This window comes from Haloferula sp. A504 (genome assembly GCF_044385805.1).
Lineage (GTDB): Bacteria > Verrucomicrobiota > Verrucomicrobiia > Verrucomicrobiales > Akkermansiaceae > Haloferula.
Map to the genome: position 1 here is coordinate 14,277 of NZ_JBISBU010000048.1, position 25,520 is coordinate 39,796.

Here is a 25,520-nt window from a genome sequence, read left to right on the forward strand (position 1 = left end):
ACGACATTTGAAAAACCCGGCGGCGCTGTGGTGCTGCCGGGTTTTTTATCGCCGCACGGCCCGGTAATCCGAAACGCCGGCGCCGCCATTTGCGTTCAGACCCATGAAATATCTCCTCCTCGTGCTGTCATCGCTCACCATCGCCCAGGCTCTCGCCGATCCAGTCGAAATCCGCGGCCGCTTCCCCCTCGACGGCGTCCGCTACCTCGGCTCCGGAGGGTTGCCCACGGCCTGCGGCACCGACTGGCGCGAGTCCGAGTGGGAAGTCATCGGCCCGAACGGCGCGATCCGGCTCCGCCACGTTTCCAGCGGCAAGGCCCTCGGCTTCAGCGGCAATGGTCCCGCCGCCGTGGAGCCCGAAGCGGCCGCCACCTTCGAGCGCGAGGATGCCGGCGACGGCTGGTTCCGGCTGCGCTCGCGCGACCGCGGACTCGTCCACTACGAGAACCGCACCGGCACCCTGGAGGCCGGCGGCGAACCCCGCGACGACTGGTGGAGTGCCCAGTGGCGGATCCTCCAACGGACCGACGAGCACGAACTGGCCTCACCCGACGGCAGGAACCGGATCACCTTTTCGCTGGCCAACGGCATGCCCGAGTACTCGGTGATCCGGGGCGGGGAACCCGTCATTTCACCGTCACCCCTCGGCTTCGTTTTCAACCAGCGCCCACCCCTGACCGGTCCCTTCCGCGTGGTCAAAACGAAGCGCTCCACCATCGATGAAACCTGGACGCCGGTGTGGGGAGAGAAGGACAAGATCCACAATCACGGTGAGGAACTGGCGATCCGGCTCGAGGAGACATCGACCACACGGCGTCTGCTCGACCTGGTGTTCCGCGCCTACGACGACGGGGTTGCCTTCCGTTACATCCTGCCGGAACAACCGAATCTCACCGACTTCGAGATCACCGACGAGGTGACCGGCTTCCATTTCACGGCCGATGGCGATGCCTGGTGGTGCGAAGACCTTCCCGACACCTACGAGCGCGACTACAACGAGACCAAGCTCTCCCGGGCCGCTCCCGAGGGGATGCAAACGCCCGCCACCTTCCGGACCCCTCGCGGAACCTACGTCAGCATTTACGAAGCCGACCTCACCGACTGGGCCGGCATGAAACTGAAGAGCCCGGACCCCGCCGCCAATCTCTCCTTCGAGGCGGATCTGGTCCCGTGGTTCGGCTCCGACATCAAGGTCAAGGGCCGCACGCCGATGCGCTCGCCGTGGCGCACCATCCAGCTCACCGACCGACCGGGCGGCCTCGTCGAGTCCTCGCTCATCCTCAACCTCAACGACCCCTGTGCCATCGACGACACCTCCTGGATCCGCCCCTCGAAGTTCATGGGCATCTGGTGGGGCATGATCACCAACATGTGGACCTGGGACCACGACAATCCCGACATGCACGGCGCCACCACCGAACGCGCCAAGCGTTACATCGACGCCTGCGCCGAGATGGGAATCGACGGCCTGCTCGTCGAAGGCTGGTGCGAGGGCTGGTCCGGCGGCATCCCGGGGTGGCGGAACATGGAATTCACCAACCCCACCGAGGATTTCGACATCCTCGAGGTCGCCCGCTACGGCCGGGAGAAAGGCGTGAGACTCGTCGGCCACCACGAGACCGGCGGCGACATCCCGAACTACGAGAAGCAGGTCGAGGCCGCCTTCCACTTCTACCACAAGCTCGGGATCGACACGGTCAAGACGGGCTACGTCACCGGCGACGAGCCCGTCTACACCGACACGCCACCGGGCCGCGAGCATCACCACGGCCAGTACATGGTCCGCCACTACCAGCGGAACGTCGAGCTGGCGGCGAAATACAAGATCATGATCAGCGCGCACGAACCCATCAAGGGGACCGGGATCGAGCGCACCTGGCCGAATTTCGTCGCCCGCGAGGGCGCCCGCGGCGGCGAGTTCAATTTCTTCGTCGGCAACCCTCCCCGCCATACGACCATCCTGCCCTTCACCCGCATGCTCGGCGGGCCGATGGACTACACACCCGGCCTTTTCGACACCAACTTCCAGCCCGACAAGCCCTTCGCCACCCGCGCCAACCAGCTCGCGCTCTTCATCACGATCTGGAGTCCCCTCCAGATGGCCGCCGACCACTACCAATGCTACCAAGGCGAGCCCGCCGCCGAGTTCATCCGACGGGTACCGGTCGGCCGGTGGGACGAGACGCGGGTGCCTCTGGCCGAAATCGGCGACTACATCGTCACCGCCCGGCGTCAGGCCTCCCGCTGGTATGTCGGTGCCGTCAACGACGATAACCCTCGTACTTTGACCGTTCCCCTCGATTTCCTCGAGTCGGGAAAGGCCTACAAGGCGATCCTCTATGCGGATGCCGCCGACGCGGACTACCGAAGCAACCCGCACGCGATGCGGATCGAGGCGATCGACCTCACCGGCGGTGGTGAACTGGAACTCGACCTCCGCGCCGGCGGTGGCGCGGCCCTGGAAATCCACCCGGCCGATGACCCGCCAAGCCTGCCCACGGGCAACGCCGGCACCCCTCCGGCGGGCGTGCCCGTGCTCCTCCGTGCCAAGCACAGCGACCGGGGCCTCACCCTCGACGGGGCCGCGCTGATCCAGCGCGCCCCCGGTAGCGACGGCCAGGCATGGACGCTGGAACCCGACGGCGAGCATGGCTGGAAAATCCGGATCGACGGCAAGGTGCTTGCCGCGGCCGGTGAAGAGAACGGCGCGGCGCTCCAGGTCGAAGCCGACCGCGGCGAACCGGCCCAGCGTTGGCGCTTCGACCACGTGGCCGGCAGCTACTACCGCATCGTCAACACCGCCTCGGGACGCCTGCTCGACGTGTCCGGCAACCGCTACGATGACGACGCCCCGGTCCACCTCTGGGAAAACGCCAATGGCTTCAACCAGGTCTGGTGGATCGACCCCCGGGACTGAAGGCCTCGATTCGACCCAACGGCCCGCCAGTGATGTACGTAGTTCCCCCTTCAGGGGGTCTTCAAAGCCAAGGGAAGCGCCATTGCCGGAGCCAAGGACCTAACAGCTTCACCCCCTGAAGGGGGAACTACGTACATCAGTCACCCGCTCAACCGTGGGAAGCACCCCTCATCCCACGGGCGGACTGAAGAATTGCCATGGTCTGGAAGTCGCTAAGGTGTTCAATTCTCCCGAAGTGATTCACCGATTCTCTGCACTCCTGATCGCCATCGGCCTGGGCGTCCCCTTCCTCCGATCGGAAGAGGGTGGCCCGCCCTTCCCCTTCGAGATCGAAACGGCAGCCACCTTTCAATCGAGCGACCCGGCGCTGCAGCGCCTCCACGACACGGCCGAAGCCCGCATCCGGGAAAACATCGTCCCCTTCACTCCGTCGATGAAGGTGCTTGTCGAAGGCGGCGGCTACCCGAACGCCTGGCTCGAAACCCAGCCCATGGGCGGCGAGATGTTCGCCAAGCGCGACCTGCGCATCGCCCTCAACAACCAGTTGATCTTCATGCTCGCCCAACGCGATGACGGCCGGCTGCCGGGCATGGTCGTCTCCGGCGCGACCGCCCGGGAAAAGGGCTGGGACCACGAGCCGCCGGAAGGCCACATCTGGATGCCCGAGGCCGACCTGCTCGCCGACTTCGAGATGATCCAGGGCTTCTGTTTTCCCGAGCCGGCATGGAAGATGTACCACTGGATCGGCAGGGACCGCGGCTACCTGCAGAAGCTCCACGAAGCCCTCGCCGGATTCGATGCCTGGCTGTGGCGCACCCGCGATTCGAACGGCGACGGGCTGCTCGAAACCTGGTGTGTCTGGGACACCGGCGAGGACAACTCCACCCGGCTCGAAAGCCGCTGGGCACCCAGTCGCTGGCCCTTCGAAAAACCTCCCGGAGCGGAAGGCGTTCCGGACCCTTCAAACCCCGAGCACCTCAAACGCTACTGGTTCCGCGGTGGTCCCGGTCCGACCGGCGATGAGGTCCGCGTGCCCTTCGCCTCGATGGACGTGATGGCCTACAGCTACAGCGCCCGGGCCACGCTCGCGAAGATTGCCGCCGAGTTGGAAAATGGAGAGGAAACCCGGTGGCGGCAACGGGCCGAGGAAGTGCGCCAGCGACTCATCGACGGACTCTGGGTGCCTGAACGAAGCGCCTGCTTCGACCTCGACCGCGAAGGCAAGCGCCTGCCGGAGCTGATCCACAACAACCTGCGCTGCATGTGGTACGGCATCTTCACGCAGGAGATGGCCGATGCCTTCGTCGACGAGCACCTGTTGAACCCCGAGGCGTTCTGGACTCCCGTCCCCTTGGTCTCGATCGCGATCGACGAGCCGCTCTTCAAGAACGCTCCCGGCAACAACTGGAGCGGCCAGCCGCAGGGACTCACTTATCAGCGCACCATCGGTGCGTTGGAAAACTACGGCCGCCATGCCGAGGTCACCCGGCTCGGCAGGAAGCTGCTGCCCGTCCTGATCCGCAACGACTTCAAGTTCGCCCAGCAACTCGATCCGAAGACCGGCAAGGCCTCCGGCCAGAAGAAGGACGGCTACGGCCCGATGATCCTCGCCGCGCTGGAATACCTGACGCGCCTGCACGGCATCCACCTCGACGTCGCCGCCGGAGAGGTCTGGTGGTCCGCGGTCGACGCCTCCGGTCACGACTTCACCTACACCCAGACCTGGGGCGAAAGAAACTACCGCCTGCAATGCAAGGACGGTCGTTTCGAAGGTTTTGCGGGCGATCGCCTCCTCTTTGCCTGCACCGCCGGCACCCGGGTCGTCACCGATCTCGACGGGAAAGTCCTGAAGCTCATCGGCATCGCCCCGAAGGCCACGACCGTCACCCTCGATGTCGACGGTCGCAGGGTGGAAGCCACCCTCCCGCCCAACGCCGTTCACAAGCCAAGCCTGGGCGACTGACGCGATTGTTTTGGAGATCCACGGCGCGGTCGCGTAGGAATGGCGGAGCCCGTTCCCACGCTGATGACCCTGCGATACTTCTTCCCACTCACGCTGGCGCTGTTCTCGGCCTGCCTCGGCCGGCCCAACATCATCCTGTTCGTCACCGACGACCAGAGCCCGATCGCCGGTTGCTACGGCTCGCCGCTGATCCAAACCCCGCACCTCGACCAGCTCGCCGCGGAGGGGACGCGCTTCACCCACGCCTACGCCACCACGGCCTCCTGCTCGGCCAGCCGCTCGGTCATCCTCACCGGCCTCCACAACCACGCCAACGGCCAGTACGGCCACACCCACAACTACCACAAGTTCGAAACCTTCCGGAACTGCACGGCGATCAGCCTGCCGAACCAACTCAAGGCCCTCGGCTACCGCACCGCCCACATCGGCAAGTACCACGTCGCCCCCGAGTCGGTGTATGCCTACGACCGCTTCCTCCGGGAAAAGGGGGGAGGCCACAACAGCCCGGCATGGGTCGAGTCATGCAGGCCGCTGTTCGAGGAAAAGTCGGACGCCCCGTTCTTTCTCACCTTCTGGACCCACGATCCCCACCGCAGCGGCGCCGTGGTCGAGTCCGCGCCGGAAACACTGAAGCCCAATCGTTTCGGCAATCCGCAACCCGGCAAGCAATACGGAGAAACTCCGGAGGTCGCCTACGATCCCGCCGGGGTGCCGGTTCCCGAGTGGCTGCCCGACACCATCGAGTGCCGCCGCGAGATCGCCCAGTACTACCAGAGCTGCACCCGCACCGACCGCGCCCTCGGGGCACTGGTCGCGGCGCTCAAGGAGACCGGCCACTACGACAACACGATGATCGTTTTCACCGCCGACCACGGCATGGCCTTCCCCGGGGCGAAAACCACGGTCTATGAAGCCGGGCTCCACGTGCCCTTCGTGGTCAAGCTGCCCGGCGCGGCGAAAACCGGCGTCGCCAACGACGCGCTGATCTCCCACGCCGACATCACCCCGTCGCTGCTTGACGCCGCCGGTGGCTACAATGCGAGAACCGGCGGTCCGAAGACGCTCGTGCCCGTCGGTCCCGTCGGCCACGGCGAGAACGCCGGGCCAAAGTTCAAGCGCTACCACGGCCGCTCGTGGCTCGGGCTGATCGGCACAAGCGATTCGGCGGGATGGGACGAACATCTCGCGTCCCACACCTTCCACGAAATCCAGATGTACTACCCGATGCGCGCGCTGCGCGACCGGCGCTACAAGCTGATCTGGAACATCGCCTCTCCTCTTCCCTACCCCTTCGCCACCGACCTGTGGGCCGCCTCGAGCTGGCAGGCTCAGTACCGCCAGGGCGGGGACGCAAACTACGGCAAACGTAGTGTCGACTCCTACATCCACCGTCCGGCCTTCGAACTCTACGACCTCAGGGAGGATCCCGCGGAATCGGTCAACCTCGCCGACGACCCGGCCCATGCCGAGCGCCTCGCCACGATGAAGACCCGCCTCAAAGCCGCCCAGAAGGAGACCGGCGATCCCTGGGTGCTGAAGTGGTCGTATGAGTAAATCCCTCGCGTCCCGAAAAGGATGCCGACCAAACCCGACAGTGGCATGACCGTCCCGGTCATGAAGGGAAGAAGCACGCCCGCCATTCGTTAGAAACAAGAACCTCCGAACGGCAGTCCGGGCCCAACCGTTCATGAGCGGGACGGCCATGCCGCAGCCATACCCGGATTCTGCTTACTTGATCCGGTTCTCGCCGCGGTTCTCGCCCTGGTGGATCGTCACCGGCCAGCCGGAAAACTGGTTGCCGGGCTGGCCGTCGGTGGCGTCGACCAGAAAACGGAAGGACTCGATGAGGTAGGTCTTGTTCTCCGGATCGAAGGTGATGAAGCCGAAGCCGCTGCCCTTCTGGTGGGCCTTGTCGTAGCGGTTCGGGGCCTTGCCCACCTCCGGGTTTCCCACCGCATACACGTAGGCCTTGTTGCCCAGGCCGTCGATGAACTCACCGGTGTTCGCCAGTCCGTGCTGCGGGCGTTTCTCGTGCGGCATGCCCATCTCATCCGGTCTCCACCAGCGCGGATAGCCCACGGCGATCGCCGGCGTGCAGAACGACCAGTTGCTGTCGCGCTGATTTTCCACCCCGTACTGCACCAGCGTCGTCAGGTGCTGGTCGCCGTTGATGTGCAGCGCCATCGATGGACGCATCAGGTCGATCGCCCGGTTGCGCGGCGTCTGCGGCCAGCCGCCCGAATCGAGGTCGGCCTTGAGAAACGCGTTCGGCCCGCCGTGATGCGTCGCCACATTGGCGAAGACCGTCTGGCTCAGCACCGCCTTGAGTTCGTGCCCGCGCCAATCCTTCGCCCAGGATTCGAGAAACTTCTCCTGCCGTTCGCCGAGCAGCACCAGGCCGGGCTTGTCGAGCTTTGCCGTGTCGAAATCCCGATCGCTGACGTGGTCGGCGCGCCCGCCGCCGGTATCGACATGCTCGGGGCCGCTCTTCCACTGCCGGTCGGCGAGGATGGCAAAGCCCACGCCCCCATAGACCATCTCGCCGTAGTAAACACTCATCCCCTGCAACGCGGGCGTCGGGTCGTGGGGGTCCGGGTGATGCGCAACGCTCGTGCGGTGCACCGCGTTGACCATCCGCACCGGTTCGATGTAGCCGCCCATCGTCGAGGTGTTCCCGCCCTCCATCGCCTTCCCGCCCTCACCCCAGAGGTTGCCGTGGAACACATCGTGATCGTCGGGAAGGCACAGCGTCGGGCAGTTACGCATCACCTCGCGAAACGCCCAACCGAACTGATAGTATTTTCTCAGGTAATTGAGGATCGCGCGGTCTGCAGGCCGCCGGATGATGCCGAAGCCGCCGTGTGACTCGTAGATCTGGTCGCCTGAAAAGTAAGCGAGGTCGGGATCCAGCTTGCGGACGTTTTCCGCCACCGGCGCGTAGGGGAAGGCGTAGTCGTTCTGGCAGGTCATCGCCGCCATGCGCAGCGGCCGGCCGGCCGGGTTGGCACGGATGACCCCGGACCACTCGTGCGGCACCTCGCCGCCATCGCGGAGTTGCTCCCGGTAGATCACCTTGTAGGGCACGGCATCCTTGGCGTTCCAATTCGCGATGCGAAAGGTCGCCACCCAGGCATCGGGGTCGAGCTCCGCCTTGCCGAGGGTTTCCCAGTCAGCTCCCCTCTTCACCATCAGTTCGACTTCCCGGGAATCCTTCGCGCCCATCGGACCGGTCAGCGCGCTCAGCTTCATCACGAAGCCCTCGTTCGAGCGCGAGTCGCTCAGCGAGTACATCGCCCACAGGATCGGCCCGAACCGCTGTTCCGGTTTCACCGTGAAGGCCTCCCCCTCCATCTTCCAGCGGTGGAAACGATAGCGCGCGCCGGCCTTGCCTCCCGGCTTGGCCGAAGCGGACTTGAGGTTATGGGCGAGCGAAACATTGCCGAGGATCTGGTCCATCGGCACGACATGCTCGACCGACCCGAGCAGCTTGCCCACGCCGACCGACCTCGCGGTCAGGGTGAGTCGGCAGTTGTCCCCATCCGGCTTGCCTTCGAGGACGAGCGGCAGGAGGCCCCGGTCCGCTCCAAGTTCCAAGGGTGCCGACTTCGGCCCGAGCACCAGTTGGTCTCCAACCCAACCAGCCCGCAGTCCTTTCGTCACGAAGCAATTGCTGCGGTACTCGTTGATTTCGCTGCGCAGCCCGATGCGGAAACCGGCTCCTCCGTCATCCTTCCCCTGCTCCGCCCGGATCACATCCACCACCATCCGGAACGGTCGGTTGCCGGTGATCTGGTGGGTCAGCGAATGCACGCTGCGACCACCCCCGGCATTCAGACACTCCGCCCCGCCGTCGCGCAGGACCCAATCCTCCATCGGATTCGCCCACACATCGCCGGAAAGCCAGACCCGGTCGTGCCTTTCCGACCAGCGGTCGCTGTCGGGCTCGCCGGCCGCCGCCGCAAGAACGAGTCCGGCCAGCGCCGCAGTGGTCATCCATTTCAGCGAGCTGCAGCGATCGATCTTCCGATTCATGGATCAGGATAAACGCTGGACGAACCGGGGATCTGTCGCCGCACCGGTGATCGCGCCTCTGGATCTCAAGTCTTCCGTCTTTTGTCTTCCAGTCTTCCGTCTTCAGCCTTGTCTCTCCGCCCCGGGTTTCCTTCACTCCGCGCCCCGGCATGGCCCTCATCGTCCAGAAATACGGCGGATCCTCCGTCGGCACCATCGACCGAATCCGCAATGTCGCGTCGAGGATCAAGCGCACCCGTGACGAGGGCAACCAGGTGGTGGCCGTGGTTTCCGCCATGGGCGGCGTGACCGACAAGCTCATCGCCATGGCCCGCGAGTTCGGCGACAACCCCGCCGAGCGCGAAATGGACGTGCTCCTTTCCACCGGCGAGCAGCAGTCGATCGCCCTGCTCAGCATGGCCCTCCACGAACTCGGGGTGCCCGCACTTTCCGTCACCGGCCGGCAGGCCGGCATCCGCACCACCGGCTCCCACACCCGCGGCCGCATCGATGCCATCAACTCCGATTACATGCTCGGCTGCCTCAACGCCGGCAACTCGCTGGTCGTCGCCGGATTCCAGGGCATCACCAACGACGGCCTCATCCACACGCTCGGCCGCGGCGGCTCGGACCTTACCGCCATCGCTGTCGCTTCGGCCATCGGCGCCGATGTCTGCCAGATCCTCACCGATGTCGACGGCGTCTACACCTGCGACCCGCGCGTCGTGCCGAATGCCCGCAAGCTCCCCGAGATCTCCTACGACGAGATGCTTGAGCTTGCCTCGTCCGGGGCAAAGGTGATGCAGTCCCGGTCGGTCGAGTTCGCCAAGAAATACGGCGTCGTCTTCGAAGTCCGATCCTCACTCAACGACAACCCGGGCACGATGGTGCTCGAAGAACATCCCGATATGGAAAACGTCGTCATCCGCGGAGTCTCGATCGAGCGCTCCCAAGCCCGTGTCACCATCATCGGCATCCCGGACGAACCCGGCATGTCGGCGCGCATCCTCAGTGCCCTTGGCGACGCCGAGATCAACATCGACATGATCATCTCGAACATCGCCAGCGACGGCTACGCCCGGCATTCGTTCACCATGCATGCCAACGACCTGGGCCGGGCCCAGGCCGCCCTCAAGCCGGTGCTCGCCGAAATCAGCGACCAGGCGAAGGTCGAGACCGAGGCCGGCATCGCCAAGCTTTCCTGCGTCGGCATCGGCATGCGCACCCACTCGGGCGTCGCGGCGACCATGTTCAAGGCCCTCGGCGAAGCCGGCATCAACATCGGCATGATCTCGACCTCGGAAATCAAGATCGCCGTCACCGTGGACGAGACCCGCATCGAGGACGCCGCCCGCGCCGTCCACGAGGCCTTCCATCTCGACGAGGCCCCGGTGTAGTGAGGGACCGCCGATCTCCGAATCGGCATCACCATGCGGAATCCGGGGAGAGCCGCCCTGTGAGTTGCTGCCGATTCGGAGATCGGCGGTCCTCTCGCTACCGCGCGCCCGTCGCCCACTCGCGCTGGAAGGCCTGCCACGCCTCCCGGGTCTTCTCGAAATCCCCCAGCGCCTTGGCCACCATCGCCCGGTGAAAGGCCACCCCGGCCTTCACCAGGTGCCGGTTCGACTCCGGATGCCCCTTCCAGACCGGGTCCTCATCCAGCGGTGAGGCTTCGAAAATCCGGTCTACCCACGCCGTGAACTTCGGACCCACGCACCAGATCACCTCGTCATCCTGCGCCACCTCGCGGAAACCCTTGGGCGCCTGGTACTCGATCACCGGCCGGTCGTCGGTATTCAGCGGGTAGCCGCCGAAAAGCCCCGATGCCTTCGTTAGATTCCCGGCATACATGAAGGGAATCGCCTCGGGTTCGACACGCAGCATGTCGGGAGTCGTCCCCCGCCAGTCCAGGCCCGCCACCGCCCGGCGCATCTCCTCGCGCTTGCCCGGTGGAGGCACCGGCACCGGCCCGGATTCAACACGACCGATCAAGGCCACCTTCTCCTGCCCCGGCTCGAAGTTGTTGCGCCACATCGTCACCTCCCCGAAGGCCTCCAGCATCGTCCGCACGATGGTGCCGAACTCGTCCTCGGTGAGCTGATAGAGTGGCAACCACTGCACGAACACCCCGCCGGGATTCAGGCGCTGCGCCACCACCTCGTAGTGCTCGAGGCTGTAGAGGCTGCCCGCGCCGCGGCGGTAGGGCAGGAAAAGATCGGCGTTGATCATGTCGAAGCGTTCACCCGCAGCCATCAGGTAGTGGCGCCCGTCCTCGATCAGGATCTCCGACCTCGGATCGTCGAAAATCCCGCCGGTCAACTGCTCCGGGATCCACGCCTTGGCCGCCTCGACCACCGCCGGCGTCAGCTCGCAGCTCACCACCCGCCGCACCTTGGGAAACTCCTCATCCAACGCGGCTCCGGCCGACATCCCCGTGCCCAGGCCGATGAAGCAGATCGTTTCCGTGTCCGGGAAAAGGTAGAGCGGAATCCGGGCCTGGTTCGCCTGCTCGATGTAGGCCTGCGTCGAGCCGAGAGAGTAGCCGCCATCAATCAGGATCGCGCGATGGCCGTTCGGGCGTTCCACCGCCGCGACCGTTCCGCCGCTGCTTTCCCAGACCTGCAGCGTCTTCGAGGGCTTGAGCCTCGAGGGCGCGCCCATGACCGGCAGCCCCGTCGGATCGAGCACGGTGAAGGCCAGCACCAGCAAGCCCACCCCCGCCGCGCGGCACCCGATCCCAAGCTTCCCCCAACCCAGCGGCAGCAGCAGCGCCACCCCCAGGTACATCGCGGCCAGCGCCCGCAGCGTGCCCCACATCCCCCACGCCGGCAGCATCACAAAACCTCCCATCAGGGCCCCCGCGATCGCCCCGGCCGTGTTGATCGCCAGCAGGCGCCCGAGCATCCGGCCCGGCACCCGCACCTCCCGCTCGGCCACCTTCATCAGGAAGGGAAAAACCGTCCCGAGCACGACCACCACCAGGCCGACCCCCCGGAAGCCTGTCTTGAAAAGCCCGCCGACGTAGTCGCCCCACGCCTCGATCGACTGCACCGGCTGCAGGCCGTTCGTCACGTGCATCAGGATCGTCGGCCCCAGCACGAGCAGCCCCCCGCCGGTCAGGGTCATCACCCCGAGCGCGGGCCACGGGCTCCGGACCATCCGCGCCACGATCGAGCTCACCCCGGCACCCAGGGCCAGCCCGACCAGCACCACGATCAGGATGATCGCATACGAATACACCGAGTTCTCGTGGACCTGCGCAAAGACCCGGGTCCACACCACCTCCAGTGCCAGCACCACGAACCCGGAAAAGAAGCACAAGCCCACCAGCGCCAGGCGCTCGCTCCGGGGCACCGGCTCGCCCACGACCTCCCGCCCGTCATCGACCGGCTCTTGTTTTTCCCGCGAGAGCAGCCAGGCCACCACCCCGGTAGCCGTCGAAAGAATCATCGCGATGCCATAGGTCGCCGCATACCCGAGCGACGGGATCCAGACGAAGGCCGCACACGCCACCCCGAGCGCCGCGCCCAGCGTGTTCGTCGCATACAGAAACGCGGCCGTGCGGCCGAATCGCTGCGGATCCCGGATCGCCACCTGCCCCATCGCCGGCACCGTGCCGCCCATGAAGAAAGCCGGCGGAAAGACCAGCAGCAGGGCCAGCCCGAACTTCACCGCCAGCATCGCGCCGCCTCGCGCCACCGCGCCCTCGATCGCCGGGTAGACCGCATAGAAAATCCACAGCACGCCGAAATAGACCAGGGCGGTGACCGCGATACCAAATTCCAGCCACGCGTACAGGCGCAGCGGACGCCCGCTGCGCCCGACCCGCCGGCCCCACCACGCGCTGCCCGCACCCAGCCCGGCAAAGAAGGCCGCCAGCGTGACCGCCGCCGCCTGCGCCGTGTTGCCGAAGAGCAGGCCGAGCTGCTTCATCCAAAGCACCTGATAGACCAGGCCGGCGAAGCCCGACACCAGCACCATCACCGCCAGCACCGGTCCGTTCACCGGCACCTTCGGCTTCTCCTGCTGCGTCGCGCCGCGCTTCATCGCCGCCATCCATACGCCCCCCATCCCGCCCTGACAAACCCCGGAAGGGAGCGTCGACGATGCAATCGGCGGGCTGCTCTTCGCTACCCGCCCTTCTCCGAATCGTCGGAAACCAACCGCTTCAGCAGTTCGGCGAAGCGGTTGTAGAAGAATCCGAGCACGACCAGCGCCACCCCCAGTGCCAGGAAGGCGGCGACCCGGGTGAAGGTGTCGAAGCGCCAGACATCGTGAACGAAGAGCTTCACCAGCGAGACCAGCAGCAGGGCGAAGCCACCCATCCGCACCGCGGCATCACCCCGCCACAAACCCACCGTCACCCAGGCGAAGCCGAGCAGGGTCAGCAGAATGGTCAGCGACGCGAGGCTGTAATGCTGGAGCAGCCAGAGACCCGCCCACAGTGTCGGCACCAGCACCGCCGACCAACCCAGCGCCATGCCTGCCCGTGGCCAGGTCCCACGCCGTCGAATGAAGACCGCCGCCACCAGGGTCGCGGACACACCCCAGCCGGAGGGAATCCCCTGCGCGTCGATCAGGGGCAGGTTTGCGAGGAACATCGTCGCGGCGACCAGGCCCCATGCCGCCAGTTCGAGGGGCTTGACGGCCGACAGCCAACTCCGCCAGATCCACCAGCCCGCGAGGACCGAGAGCGCGATGATGTCGCCCCAGATCTCCGGGGCGATCGCGTGCCACGCCAGCATCCATCCGAGCGCGCCCGCCGAGCGCGAAAGCACCGCATGCACCCCGGCTCCCGGACGGGTGAACGATTCGTGGATCCCGCAAAGGACCCACACCGCCCAGGCCGCCAGCGGCACCGCCAGGGCGACCCACGCAGGACCCGTCCCGTCGATCACATCCATCAACGGCAAACCTAGTAGCGCGACCGAAGCCGCCCGCAGGCGGGGGCAGCCCAGGACCCTCCAGGCCAGCACCGGCAGGCCGAGGGCAAAGCCAAGGCGGATCCAGAACCGCAGCGACCCCGGATCGAGATCCACCAGCCAGACACCCAGGGCGATCACGGCGCCGACCGCGTGCAGCCAGACGGCGACCGAGGCTGTCAGCCTCCAATCATCGCGATCCTCCGCCGTCGCCGGATCCCCATGCCGCTCCCAAAGCCACGCCGCGGCTCCGAAAAGGCCGGCGACCAGCCACAGGCTCCAGGCGGCGGGCCGCCCGTCCAGCAGGAAAACCAGGCCCGCCAGGGCCATCACCAGGCCCGCACCAAAAACCTCGGGCATCCGCCGGCGCGCCTCCCGCCCGATCACCCGCCAGCCGAGCAGGCCGGCCGCCAGGGCGGCCATCAGCGGTCGCCAGTCGACCGGCAGGCGCGAGCACCAGACCAGGCCCGCCGCCGCCGCGCAGACCACGCCCAGGCCGGCGGCCAGTCGTCCGGCCTTCGCCAACTCACCCGTCGCGCCACTGCGGCGCAGGACGAAGGAGGCGCCCGCCGGCAGCGCCGCCACGACCGCCACGCTCCAGACCGGGAGATCGGGGCGCACGACCACCCAACCGGTGGCCCCGATCATCGCCAGCACCGAAAACACCAGCTCCGGCCACTTGCGGAAGCGACGGAAGGCCCCGGCCAGCACCAGCGACTCGAGGGCCAGGCCGAAACCGAGATGATAGCCTTCCAGCTTGAGCACCAGGGCCAGCGACAGCGCGAGCAGGCCCTGGACCAGATAGGTTTCGGAAGACGCCGAGCGCCGCCGCCCCCACGCCCCGAGGGCCAGCCAGACCGTTCCCCAGACCGCCGCCACGCCCCAGAACGCCTCCCACCCGGCCTGCCACCAGAGGAGCGCAAAAAGCCCGAAGCCCGCGCCGTTGTTCAAGCCGGTCCACCAGGCCCGGCCCCGGCCATCGAGGCCCTGCATCGCGCCAAGCGTCGGCACCGCAAACACCGCCCAGATCACCCCGACGAATCCCAGCGCCGAGGCCGCACTGCCGGAGCCCACCGCCCCGGTGAGCTGCCAGAACAGAAAGGCACCGTAGGCACCCAGCATCGACGCGAAGCCCGGTCCGCGCCAGCGCTTGAGCGCGACCAGCGTCACGCCCGTGGCGGCCAGCAGCACGTTCGAAGTGGCGGTGAGGGCGGACATCGGCTGCAGCATCGTCGAGTACGACGCAAGCAGTAGTCCCATCACCGCCGTCGTCCGGGCGTTCCTCACCACCGACACCACGACAATCGCCGCCGCCGCGCCCAGCAGGGCCAGGGTCCCCGCAACCACGGAATCGAGAACCCGCAGGCGCTCGACATGATGGGCGGCATACGCGCACCAGTAGAAGAACGCCATGCCACCCGCCAGAACCACCTCGCCGAAAGCACGCAGCTTCTCCTGCCGCGTGCACCACCAGCCGGCTCCGGCGATGGCCAGGGCCGACAGCACCAGGAAGCCGAGGCGCGCGATCGCCGGCAGGTCACGGATCCAGTTGCGGTAGGCGTAGTTGCCGAGAAGCACCAGACCGGTCACCAGCAACACGACGCCGATGCGAACCAGCCACACCCGGCCCAGATCCATCTCCAGCCTGCCGCGATCGACGGCGGGCTTGGCGGCCGGCGGCTTCTCGGGAGGCGGCAGGTCACGGGTGCGCGCCGGTTTCGGGTAGCGATCCGGCGGCGTCGGCGACTCCTTGAAGGAGCGCGGAGGCACCTCCTCCTGCACGACCGGATTCGCCACGGGCTTCTTCGGCTCCGCCTCACCGGCCGACTCCGGCTGCGGCAGGGGTGGCGGCTTCGGCCCCAGTGCCTTCTCAAGCAGCCGGATCTCCTCCCGCAGCCCGGCAATCTCTTCCGCCTGTCTTGCTGCGGTTTCGTCCAGCTTCCGTTGAAGCTTGGCCAGCTGTAGCGACGGCATCCGCGGCTCTTCCATCAATGGACATTCTGCGTGCCCATCGCCCGCTTGCCAATGCAGGAGAAACTCCAAGCCGTCAGAACATGCTTCCCTTCCCGCGTGCTGCCGGGAGAAGTTGCCCCCGCCATGGCGGGTGAATCGGTCAATCCCTACGACACGCCGGATGCCAATCCACTCATCGAGCGTTCCGGGCCCGTCTCGCTTCCCCCGGGACCCTACGGCGCCTACCGGGACAACCGCATCCTCTCCCGCTGGGTCGTCGGGCTCCTGCTCTTCTACGCGGCGCTTCAGGCCTTCTGGCTGGTCGTCAACCTCCTCTACAGCTTCTCGGTCGCGGCGACCTCATCCGAAACCCTCGACACGATCGTTCTCGGAGTCGAACGCATCTCCTGGACGGTCCTCGCCACCTTCGTCGTCTTCGGCGTGTGGATCGTCCGAAGCGGGAAGAACGCCTGGCTTTTCCACCAACTCAAAAGGCATGCGGCGAACCACGGCGGCCGGCGCTACCACGAAGTGATCAGCACCACGCCCGGTTGGTGTGTCGGATGGTACTTCATTCCCATCGCCAACTTCTGGAAGCCTTTCGTCGCGATGCGGGAGATCTTCCGGGCCTCGACCACCGGCCAGGCCGCCCCGGGATACCTCCTGCCATTCTGGTGGACGCTGTGGCTGCTGTCATCCATGGGCGACCAGCTCACTTCGCGTCCCCAGACCGGACCCGCCAGCCATTGGAACGATCACCTGATCACCATCGTCTGGACCTCCAGCAGCGGGATCAACGTGGCGCTCTCGGTGATCGCCATCCAACTCGTCCGCACCCTCACCCGAATGCAGATCGACTCGGCCCACCACTTTTCGGACATGGATGCCGAAGTCCTGAAGCGACCGTCACCCGGCGATCGCCTCACCGGGACCTTTCTCGACCGGTGAAAACAGGATTGGAGTCCAGGGTGGAATGGGGGATGCTGCGGCCCGTCGATTCACTGCCATGAACCTCCGTCCGCTGATTCTCCTCGCCCTGCCGCTCGTCCTTTCCCACTGCACTCCCATCGACGACGGCGGCATGACCTCCGGCTCCACGGCGACCGGCCTGCCGCCCGGGCATCAACCCTACAAGGGACCTCACCGGGGAACCTACGATCTCGGCATGCAGCAGGGCAAAGCCGACGGCGCCGGCGACAAGTCGCGCCAACCCAGCCGCCACTACGGCACCTTCCCCGCCACCCAGACGGAGGCCTTCAATCGCGGCTATCAGGCCGGGTACACCCTGGCAAAACAGACCGGCACCGGACCGGTGGCCGGCGGGGCGCTCACGCCGGTGAAGGGCGTCGGCAACGTCGCGCTCCGGCGGAGCGGCCAGACCGTCGCCGTGTGCCAGACCGCCATGCCGAAGGTGGAAACCGTGCGCTTCATCGACGGACAAAGGAAGATCGTGGTGAAGTCGCGGGGCAACCACGGCCCCGCCACGGTGCAACTCTTCAACTGCGCCACCGGCTTGGAGGAGGCGCGGGTCATGGCCTACGAGATCCGCAACGGCCAGCCCGCCTGGGCCTCGGGCATGGGCGAGTAGGTCTCCTTGCAAAACGGCCTGATCAAGGTCATAGTGGGTTCATGTCTGGTGAAGCCGACAACCGGGAAGCTCTGAGCAAGGACGATCTCTTTGCACTCGCACTGAAGGATGCCCTGGAAATCTCAGACCGGTTCGCCCGTGAGCCGGTGCTGGGGCCGACCGGACAGGGCAGTTACAAGAGCGCGGGGGTCGAGGGGATGGAGAAGGATCGCGCCTATCTTGAATCGCTCTTGAAGGATCATGCCAATCGGTGACCGCATCGCTCCCTGGCTGGCATCCTTCAGCTGGGAAAAGGTTACCGAACTCAATTCGCAAATCTGCGAGGCAACCCGATCCTTTCACGGTCCAACGAGTGACGGCCATGATGGATGCCGCGATGAGTGGTCTGGAGTTCACGAAGACGAAATGACGTTCCGGGAAGCGCTGATGCTTCTCAAGTCGTGCCATCGGCAGGCGCCGTTTTGCTTCAACAACGGCAACACCTTCGCCGCAATCGGACGCACCTGCGTCATGCTTCTGACTTCGGACCCCGACGAAGCCAAGCTCCTCCGCTCCGCCGCCGGCCACTTCGTCGCCGGCGTCCTCCGGGACGACGAACTCGACGCGATCCTGGCGGCTTTCGACTGAGTCCGGCGACCCGAACGGCCTGCGGTTCCCATAAACTCCGCGCATCCTCTTCCGCTATTGCGAATTTTCGCGGGTGTGGTTTTCAACCGGAGGCGTCATGCACGCCATCAAGCGACTCGCCACCGGAAAAAACCTTTCCCTCCTCCTCGCGCTCGTCGCGTTTCTGATCCCCTTCTTCCTGGAGATTCCTGGACTTTCGGAAGCCGGACACCGCCTGCTCTCGATCTTCCTGCTGGCCGTGATCCTGTGGGTCAGCGAGGCCATCCCGCTGTTCGCCACCTCGGCCTCGGTCATCCTGCTGCTCGTCCTGTTCCTCAGCGACGTGGCCGGTCAGTTGAGCTGGGCCTGGGGCATGGCCGCCTTCCCCGAGGGCATGACCGCCCCGGCCTACACGACCTTCTTCAACACCCTCGCCAGCAAGGTGCTCATCCTCTTCCTCGGCGGATTCTTCCTCGCCTTCGGCGCCGCCCGCTTCGGCGTCGACAAGAACCTCGCCGCCATCATGCTCAAGCCCTTCGGCACGAAACCGTCACGCGTGCTGCTCGGCCTGATGCTCATCACCGGCGTGCTCTCGATGTGGATGAGCAACACCGCCACCACCGCCACCATCATGGCGGTCGTGCTGCCCATCATCGCCACCCTCGCCCCCGACGACAAATTTCGGGTCGGCCTGGCGCTCGGCGTTCCCTTCGCCGCCAACATCGGCGGGATGGGCACCCCGATCGGCACACCGCCCAACGCCATCGTCCTCGGTGCGCTCTCCAAGATCGATCCCGCCACCGGCGAGACCATCGGTCAGTGTTCGTTCCTGCAGTGGATGATCTTCGCCATCCCGATCGCCCTGCTCCTCATGGCCTTCGCCTGGGTCCTCATCGTCTTCATGTTCCCCGCGTCGAAGAAGGCCATCGAGATCGACATGAACGTCAAGTGGGCCAAGTCCACCCACGCCACGATCTACTACGTCACGGCCATCTTCACGATCCTGATGTGGGTCACCGGCGCCCTGCACGGCATCAACTCCTACGTCGTCGGCATGTTCCCCGTCGTCATCCTGCTCTCGACCGGCGTGGTCTCGGCCAAGCAGTTCCGCGGCCTCGAGTGGGACGTGCTGTGGCTGGTCGCCGGCGGCATCGCCCTCGGTGTCGGCGTCTCGGCCACCGGCTTCGACACCTGGCTGGTCGGCCTGATCGCCTGGGATTCCATGAGCCGGGTCGTGATCGGCATCGCGATCTGCGGCACCGCCCTGCTGATGAGCACCTTCATCTCCAACAGCGCCGCCACCAACCTGCTCGCCCCGATCGCCGTGGCGGTGGCCGGGGCGGCCGGGGCCAGCGCCATCATCATCCTCGCCTTCGTCGCCCTCGGGGCCTCGATGGCCATGGCCCTGCCGATCTCCACCCCGCCGAATGCCATCGCCTACAGCGCCGGCACCTTCACCACCAAGCAGATGGTCCTCACCGGCACGCTCATCGGGGCCGCCGGGGTGCTCATCTGCTTCCTCCTGCTGCGCCCGCTCCTTCACATCGCCGGGGTCTCCTGATGTCACATCGCCGCTGGCAATCGGGCATCAACTCAAGGAAGTCCGAAAACCCCGAAGCTACCGGCCACCTCGAAGTTCCAAGTTCCAAGTTCCAAGTTCCAAGTTCCAAACTCCAAACTCCAAACTCTAAACTCTGAACTCTGAACTCTGAACTCTCCATGCCCCTCCGCCCCGCCATCCTCTGCGCCCACCGCGACGACGCGCTCGTCTCGCGGCTGGAAAAGACGCTGGATGAATGGTCGGGCGAGGCCTTCCGGTTCGAACGCTTCACCAGTGGCCGGGACCTCATCTCGCGGGCCCGCGAGATCCGCGATGCCGACGGCGACCTGGCGATGGTCTTCTGCGGGCTGGAGATCGACGACATCGACGGCGCCGGCACCCTGCTCGCGATCCGCAGCGACCCCCGCCTGCGAGGCACCCGGAGGCTGCTGCTCGACGTGATCGAGGGCAATCGCCGCGCCGACGACCTGCTCCAGCACGGCGCCCTGCATGCCCGCGTCGACCCGGACTTCGATCCGCGACGCCTGCGCGACCTGCTGCGCACCCAGCTCACCGACTACGTCCTCCACGCCGCACCGCACCGCATCGACGACCTCCACCCGCTGCTCGACCTGCAGTCGATGGGCAGCGCCTTCCTTTCGGCAAAATCCAATCTCGAGCGACTCTCCGCACGCCTCGACGAGGTCCAGACCTCGGTGATCGACGGGACCACGATGACCGACAACAAGGTCGAGTCGTCGATGATCGAGGAGTTCGACGAACTGCTCGGCCACCCCGAACGCCACACCTACGAGCCCGGCGAGATCCTCGTCCAGGAAGGCGACGAGGCCGGCCGCATCTGGGTGCTCATCGAGGGCCAGGTGAAACTCTCCCGCAACCTCGAGGGCCGCGACGTCACCTTCCACTCCGAGACCGCCGGCCGCATCGTCGGGCTGATGTCGCTGTCGCTGAAAAATCCGGTGTTCTTCAGTTGCCGCGCGGTCACCCGCACCGAGGCGCTGGTCCTCACCCGCGAGCAGGTCCGGGATGCGGTGAGCCGCAGCCCCAGGCTCGCCTCGTGCCTGATCACCGTGATCCTGCGCTCGATGGCGCGCCGCAACCGCCGCGCCGCCGAGCTGCTCTCCGACGTCCACCAGCTCAACACGCGGCTCGAAAAGCAGCGCGACGACCTCGAGTCGGCCCTGGCCGACCTCAAGGCCGCGCAGGACCGCCTGGTCGAGTCGGAGAAGATGGCCACCCTCGGCACGCTCGCCGCCGGCATGGCCCACGAACTGAACAACCCGGTGGCCGCGATGCAGAATGCCGCCCGCTACCTGCTGGAGGACGTCCCCGCCCTGCTCGGTGCCAGCCGCAAGCTCGCCCCGGCGGGCGCCGCCCTCGAACTCGCCCGCAAGGCCGCCCCCCTTTCCACGCGCGACGAACGCAGCCTCAAGCGCGATCTCGCCAACAGTCTCGACCTCGACCTGCCCACCGACCGGCTGGTCGCCGCCGGCATCCGGTCGGTCGAGGACCTCCAGCGATTCGAGAAGCTCGATCCCGGGCTCAAGCGCGACGAACTCCTCCGCCAGATCGAACACGGCGGTCAGATCGGAAGCGCCCTGCGGAACATCGAGAACTGTTCCGACCGCATCGCCGCGCTGGTCCGCAGCCTCAAGCTCTACGCCCGGGCGGACGAGGACTGGACCGAGGACGTCGACCTCAATGCCACGCTCGAGGACGTCCTCGTCATCCTCCGCGGCAAGCTCCGCGACCACGAGGTGGTCAAGCACTACGCCGACCTGCCACGCATCCGCTGCATCCCCTCCCAGCTCCAGCAGATCTGGACGAACCTGATCCAGAACGCCGCCCAGGCGAGCGAGGAGGATGGCCGCGTCACGATCACCACCTCGCGCAAGGGCGAGCAGGTGCGCGTCGAGATCGAGGACAACGGCCGCGGCATCCCCGCCGAGGCCCAGCCCCACATCTTCAGCCCGCGCTTCACCACCCGCAGCGGCCGGGTCGAGTTCGGCCTCGGACTCGGGCTTCCCATCAGCAAGTCCATCGTCGAGCGCCACGGCGGCGCCATTTCCTTCTCCTCCGAACCCGGACGCACCGTCTTCTCGGTCGTCCTTCCCACCAAACCGCCCCAATCCGAGCCATGAACCAGATCGCCATCCTTTCCATCGAGGACGAACCCGAAGTTCGCGAAGCCATCCGCCGCGACCTCCGCCCCTTCGAAAAGCAGTTCCGCATCGAGGTCTCCGAAGACATCTCCGATGCCCGCGAAGCCATCGCCCAGATCGAGCAGGACGGCGACCGCATCGGCCTCGTCCTTGCCGACCATCGCCTGCCCGGCGAGACCGGCGTCGACTTCCTGACCAAGCTGCATGCCGACGGCTCGCACTACCCGGTCCGCAAGGTCCTGCTCACCGGCCAGGCCGACCAGCAGGACACCATCCGCGCGATCAACGAAGGCGGCCTGCACCACTACATCGCCAAGCCATGGGAGCCGGAGACCCTGGTGACCATCGTCCGCGACGAGCTCACCGAGTACGTGCTTCGCTCCGAGGACATCGATGCCATGCCCTACGTCGCCATCCTTGACGGCCCGAGACTTCTCGAAAAGATCTCCCACGGCTCGCGCATCGACTGATACTCGCCAAGTCCGCCAGTTCAGTACGTAGTTCCCCCTTCAGGGGGCTGCGGAGCCCGGGTCACACCGTGAGCCGTTGCCCATCGTGCCCTTCGCGCTCGCCGTTCCAGCATTCCCCCATCTCCCCTCTCCCCTCTCCCGCTTCCCGCTTCCCGCTTCCCGCTTCCCGCTTCCCGCCTCCCGCCTCCCGCTTCCCGCTTCCCGCTTCCCGCTTCCCGCCTCCCGCCTCCCGCCTCCCGCTTCCCGCTTCCCGCTTCCGTCCCAGCCAACCATGCCCGACTCCATCGAAACCATTCAGCCCCCCGACCACGTCGAGGACCTCGAGGTCAAGGACGCCCAGATCATCTTCAACTCCGTCTGGTCACAGCTCGAGACCGATCACGGCGAGGAAGACCTGCGCTTCCCCAAGGAGATCTTCTGGCTCAATGGCGCCCCCGGCGCCGGCAAGGGCACCCATACGGGCTTCATCATGAAATACCGCGACCTCACGGCTCCGCCGTTGGTCGTCAGCAGCCTCCTCGACACCCCGGAGGCCAGGCGCATGAAGGACGCCGGCATGCTCGTCGGCGACCGCGAGGTCATCGAGATCATGCTCCGCAAGCTGCTCGACCCGGTCTACCAGTCCGGCGCGGTGGTCGATGGCTTCCCGCGCACCAAGGTGCAGGTCGAGTGCGTCAAGCTCCTCCACCAGAAACTCAACGAACTCCACAACCGGTTCCGCGACACCGAGCTGGCCCACCGCTTCAAGAAACCGCACTTCCACATCGTCGTCCTCTTCGTCGACGAGAAGGAAAGCGTGAACCGCCAGCTCCAGCGCGGACGCGAGGCCCAGGCCCACAACGAGGAAGTCCGGGAATCCGGCATCGGCGAACTCCTCGAGGTCCGCGCCACCGACCTCGACGCCGAAGCCGCCGTCAACCGCTACCGCACCTTCAAGGAAAAGACCTACGGCGCACTCAAGGACCTGCGCGAGATCTTCTTCTACCACTTCATCAACGCCCACGGCACCATCGAGGAAGTGCGCAGCCGCATCGACGACGAACTCCGCTACCAGGGATCGCTCGAACTCGACGAGGCCACCTACGACCGCGTTTCCGCGATCCCCGTTGCCGCCACCCTCTCGCTCCACGCCCGGCAAAACCTCGTCGACCGCCTCGACGACTACGCCGCGCGCCAGAGCGAGCTCTTCGGGCGGGTCGTCGACCTCATCCAGAGCGACTTCATCCCCATCATCGAGCGCCACGCCATTTCCGGCAGCGCGGCGATCAACAGCGAGAGCGAGATCCTCCACGACCCCACCGCCCTCGCCATGTTCATCGACGTCTTCTCCGAGCGCGGCTACCACGCCACCGTCGACATCCACCGCATCGAAATCCCCGAGTCCTTCGACCCGGAGACCTTCAAGATCCACACCCGGATCAAGCGCGTCCACCGCGTCCAGATCCAGTTCCAGGGCTCCGAGATCCGCCGCGGGCGTTGACGACGATCACTCCTTGTCGCGGGACTCAAGGTCCGCCAGATTCATACCAATGAACAGAATCGGCTGGTAGAATGGCCGGAACGATTTTTTGCAAGGTTCAAGGCGTGAGAAGGGAGCGGTGCTGGCACCGTGACCGCCTGCCCGTCCAAAGCCTTGGCGAAGGAGGGACGAGCAACGCAGAGATTGCGGAAAAGCGACCGGCACCCTTCAACTCGCGAAGCGACTGATTTCCAAATCCTTCCAAAATCTCCATTCTACCAGTGGATTCTGGGAGTTGGTATCAGGGGCCAGTGCCCGGAGAGCAGCCCGAATGGCCTGCGGGCCACCCCGGTAGAACGGGAATCCCCAGCTCGCCGTGTCGCCTCGCTGCGCTCGACATGCACTCCGCACTCCGCTCTCCCCGCCCCGCACTCCGCACTCCCCGCTCCCCGCTCCCCGCTCCGCACTCCGCACTCCGCACTCCCCGCTCTCCGCACTCCGCACTCCGCACTCCCCGCTCCCCGCTCCCCGCTCCCCGCTCCCCGCTCCGCACTCCGCACTCCGCTCTCCGCTCCGCGCTTCAAAGATCATCCAGCGGACTCCCACTCTCCCGCTCCGGATCATTCAGCACATGCGTGTAGATCATCGTCGTCTGCACGCTCTCATGCCCCAGCAACTCCTGCACCGTCCGGATGTCCCGCCCCTTCTCCAGCAGGTGCGTCGCAAAACTGTGCCGCAGCACGTGGCACGTCACCTTCTTGTCGATCCCCGCCCGCTCCGTCAGCCGCTTCATCGCCCGCTGCACCCCATTCGCATGCACATGATGGCGCCGCACCCGGTGACTCCGCGGGTCCACCGACAGCTTCGGCGAGGGAAACAACCAAAACCACACCCACTCCTTGCCCGCCTCCGGCGCCTTGCGTTCATACGCCCCCGGCAACCACACCCCATCCAGGTCCGCCGCCCGGTCCTCATCGTACTGACGCCGCACCTCCTCCAAGTGCGCCTTCAATGGCTCCATCAATCGCTTCGCCAGCGGCACCCGCCGGTCCTTGTCCCCCTTGCCCTGCCTCACCAACACATAGCGGTTCTCGAAATCAATGTCCTTCACCCTCAGACGCACACACTCCGTCACCCGCAGCCCCGAGGCGTACATCACCTGCAGCATCAGCGCGTACACTCCCGACAAGCCGCGCCGCTTCCCTTCCTCCACCGCCGCCTCCAGAAGGCGCGACATCTCCCCCTTGCTCAGCACCACCGGCAGACGCCGACTCACCCGCGCCCGACGGAAATCCCCGAAATCCACCCCCTCAAGCCCGCGCACCCGCTTCAGATAAAACGCCAGCGCATTCAGCGCCTGCTTCTGGGTCGCCACCACCACCCCCGAGTCGACCGCCAGATGGCTCAGGAAATCCTGCACCTCCGCCGCCCCCGGCAGGCGTTCCCGACCGACGAAGCCCATCACCCGCTTCACCCACTGCACGTAGCCCTGCTCGGTCCTGAACGCATAGTTGCCCTCCCGCATCACGCGCACCGTATGCGCCAGGCTCTCGACCTGCTCAGCCGTAAATCCGGCCTTGCGCCAGCCCGCCTCCAGCTCGGCCAGCGTTTCCGCCACCACCTCTCCCGCAGGCTCGGAATCCTCCTCCTCGACCCGCAAACGCATTCCCTCCCAATCGACCTTCCTCGTCCACTCCTCGTTCAACAGCACCTCGTGAGCCAGCCGGATCGCCTCCAGCACCTGCCTTGCCTGAAATGCCCGCACCCCCTCTGTGTGAATCAATTTCTCAAAATAACCTTCAAGAAAATCCTTTTTTGACGTCTCAGATGGTCTCGCTCGGAGCGCCGCACCCCACCTTTCCAGATGCTTCAGATAGTAAGGCCGCGCCCGTTCCGCCACCCGCTCCC

Annotated in this window: 16 protein-coding genes; 12 read left to right on the forward strand and 4 right to left on the reverse strand. The window is 66.2% G+C overall.

Annotated elements, in window-relative coordinates:
- The first annotated feature begins 103 nt into the window (after positions 1–103).
- From ACG2LG_RS18180 to ACG2LG_RS18190, 3 genes are all read left to right on the forward strand, one after another.
- Complete coding sequence (locus ACG2LG_RS18180; protein ID WP_396261400.1) at positions 104–2,917, forward strand: glycoside hydrolase family 97 catalytic domain-containing protein; 2,814 nt, start codon at positions 104–106, stop codon at positions 2,915–2,917.
- 235 nt (positions 2,918–3,152) lie between these two features.
- Entirely contained in the window at positions 3,153–4,880 is a 1,728-nt protein-coding gene (locus tag ACG2LG_RS18185) for an MGH1-like glycoside hydrolase domain-containing protein (RefSeq protein WP_396261402.1), read from the forward strand.
- 39 nt (positions 4,881–4,919) lie between these two features.
- Positions 4,920–6,434 carry a sulfatase gene (locus ACG2LG_RS18190; RefSeq protein WP_396261404.1) on the forward strand — a complete coding sequence of 505 codons (1,515 nt, stop codon included), beginning with the start codon at positions 4,920–4,922 and terminating at the stop codon, positions 6,432–6,434.
- 174 nt (positions 6,435–6,608) lie between these two features.
- Here ACG2LG_RS18190 and ACG2LG_RS18195 read toward each other — a convergent pair whose 3' ends face one another.
- Complete coding sequence (locus ACG2LG_RS18195; RefSeq protein WP_396261406.1) at positions 6,609–8,912, reverse strand: alkaline phosphatase D family protein; 2,304 nt, start codon at positions 8,910–8,912, stop codon at positions 6,609–6,611.
- Positions 8,913–9,061: 149 nt separating this feature from the next.
- Here ACG2LG_RS18195 and ACG2LG_RS18200 point away from each other — a divergent pair, with 149 nt between their 5' ends.
- Positions 9,062–10,288, forward strand: a complete 1,227-nt coding sequence (locus ACG2LG_RS18200; RefSeq protein WP_396261407.1) for an aspartate kinase — start codon at positions 9,062–9,064, stop codon at positions 10,286–10,288.
- 97 nt (positions 10,289–10,385) lie between these two features.
- On the opposite strand, the gene ACG2LG_RS18205 is transcribed toward ACG2LG_RS18200, so the two are convergent.
- Positions 10,386–12,938, reverse strand: coding sequence for a fused MFS/spermidine synthase (locus ACG2LG_RS18205; protein ID WP_396261409.1), 2,553 nt, complete (start codon positions 12,936–12,938; stop codon positions 10,386–10,388).
- A gap of 83 nt (positions 12,939–13,021) precedes the next feature.
- Positions 13,022–15,802, reverse strand: coding sequence for a DUF2339 domain-containing protein (locus tag ACG2LG_RS18210; RefSeq protein WP_396261411.1), 2,781 nt, complete (start codon positions 15,800–15,802; stop codon positions 13,022–13,024).
- Between the two features lie 81 nt (positions 15,803–15,883).
- On the opposite strand from ACG2LG_RS18210, the gene ACG2LG_RS18215 reads away from it, so the two are divergent.
- The 8 genes from ACG2LG_RS18215 (at position 15,884) to ACG2LG_RS18250 (ending at position 23,633) form a co-directional block, all read left to right on the forward strand.
- A complete protein-coding gene (locus ACG2LG_RS18215) occupies positions 15,884–16,714 on the forward strand; it encodes a DUF4328 domain-containing protein (protein ID WP_396261413.1) in 831 nt (276 codons plus the stop codon).
- A 58-nt stretch (positions 16,715–16,772) separates the two neighbouring features.
- Positions 16,773–17,354, forward strand: a complete 582-nt coding sequence (locus ACG2LG_RS18220; RefSeq protein WP_396261415.1) for a hypothetical protein — start codon at positions 16,773–16,775, stop codon at positions 17,352–17,354.
- 41 nt (positions 17,355–17,395) lie between these two features.
- Entirely contained in the window at positions 17,396–17,608 is a 213-nt protein-coding gene (locus tag ACG2LG_RS18225; RefSeq protein ID WP_396261416.1) for a hypothetical protein, read from the forward strand.
- 151 nt (positions 17,609–17,759) lie between these two features.
- The gene (locus tag ACG2LG_RS18230; RefSeq protein WP_396261418.1) at positions 17,760–17,981 is read left to right on the forward strand and encodes a hypothetical protein; all 222 of its coding nucleotides are present in this window, start codon (positions 17,760–17,762) and stop codon (positions 17,979–17,981) included.
- A 97-nt stretch (positions 17,982–18,078) separates the two neighbouring features.
- Positions 18,079–19,521 carry an SLC13 family permease gene (locus ACG2LG_RS18235; protein WP_396261420.1) on the forward strand — a complete coding sequence of 481 codons (1,443 nt, stop codon included), beginning with the start codon at positions 18,079–18,081 and terminating at the stop codon, positions 19,519–19,521.
- Between the two features lie 158 nt (positions 19,522–19,679).
- Positions 19,680–21,662, forward strand: coding sequence for an ATP-binding protein (locus ACG2LG_RS18240; protein ID WP_396261422.1), 1,983 nt, complete (start codon positions 19,680–19,682; stop codon positions 21,660–21,662).
- Positions 21,659–22,153: a response regulator gene (locus tag ACG2LG_RS18245; protein WP_396261424.1), complete on the forward strand. Its 495-nt coding sequence runs from the start codon at positions 21,659–21,661 to the stop codon at positions 22,151–22,153. The genes ACG2LG_RS18240 and ACG2LG_RS18245 overlap by 4 nt, the downstream gene beginning before the upstream one ends.
- A 271-nt stretch (positions 22,154–22,424) precedes the next feature.
- Entirely contained in the window at positions 22,425–23,633 is a 1,209-nt protein-coding gene (locus ACG2LG_RS18250) for a nucleoside monophosphate kinase (RefSeq protein WP_396261426.1), read from the forward strand.
- 559 nt (positions 23,634–24,192) lie between these two features.
- Here ACG2LG_RS18250 and ACG2LG_RS18255 read toward each other — a convergent pair.
- The gene (locus ACG2LG_RS18255; RefSeq protein ID WP_396261428.1) at positions 24,193–25,395 is read right to left on the reverse strand and encodes an integron integrase; all 1,203 of its coding nucleotides are present in this window, start codon (positions 25,393–25,395) and stop codon (positions 24,193–24,195) included.
- Positions 25,396–25,520: the final 125 nt, after the last annotated feature.